The 932-nt window shown below is 40.3% G+C and carries 2 tRNA genes and 1 rRNA gene; all 3 read right to left on the reverse strand.

Going from position 1 to position 932, the window contains the following annotated elements:
• Positions 1-331 precede the first annotated feature (331 nt).
• Positions 332-407: transfer RNA gene (locus tag L2730_RS21865), tRNA-Ala, on the reverse strand.
• A gap of 136 nt (positions 408-543) precedes the next feature.
• Positions 544-620: transfer RNA gene (locus tag L2730_RS21870), tRNA-Ile, on the reverse strand.
• Between the two features lie 217 nt (positions 621-837).
• Positions 838-932: ribosomal RNA gene (locus L2730_RS21875) — 16S ribosomal RNA — on the reverse strand; the annotation flags it as partial.

Consider the following 932-nt stretch of genomic DNA (forward strand, 5'->3'; position numbering starts at 1 on the left):
AACCCAAATAAGTCTCTATGAGAGATATCCGTTGTTTCAAGCGGGTAAGCTTAAAACAGTCGTATCGTAACTAATGGTTTCTACTTTCGCCAAAATTAGAATTTTTAACTCGTAACCGTTAAGTCACAAGCCAAGACACTTAATGTTTAAGTGTTTAGAACTCAATTTTTTAATTTCGCGTTAATCCTATAAATAACAGTACGATAAATCGTAGTTGTTATCCCTTTCAGATTAACACTATCAGCTTTCCAAATTTTTAAAGAACGGGCTTAAAAAAGCCAAAGATAAATTTCTCATTTATCTTTGGCATCTCTATCCTAAAGCAAGTAAATGGTGGAGCTATGCGGGATCGAACCGCAGACCTCCTGCGTGCAAGGCAGGCGCTCTCCCAGCTGAGCTATAGCCCCATTTACATGCAGTCAAACAATTAATCGAATCCAATTTTCATTGGTTACACCAAATCGAGATTAATCAAGGCAGATTGATACGACGTTTAATGATGTTCTAAACAAGTATTAATCTAACGATGAGTAAGCGAAGATTTGGTGGGTCAGAGTGGACTTGAACCACCGACCTCACCCTTATCAGGGGTGCGCTCTAACCAGCTGAGCTACAGACCCATTCTTTTTGGTCTTTTAATCCTTTATCTGCGTTACTATCATCGTTTCTCAGTCATGTGCTAAAGCACACTCCCTGCGAGACTCTTCAAGTGCCTTGATTAAGAATCAAAATCCTCAAAAATAACCTTTCGATTATTTGCTCTTTCTTTATAACAAACAAATCTGTGTGAACACTCAAACGTAATTTCTTACTTCAGATGCGAGTTAGTCGTATAGGTAAGGAGGTGATCCAGCCCCAGGTTCCCCTAGGGCTACCTTGTTACGACTTCACCCCAGTCATGAACCACACCGTGGTAAACGCCCTCCCGAAGG

The organism is Shewanella kaireitica, from assembly GCF_023284045.1.
Lineage (GTDB): Bacteria > Pseudomonadota > Gammaproteobacteria > Enterobacterales > Shewanellaceae > Shewanella > Shewanella kaireitica.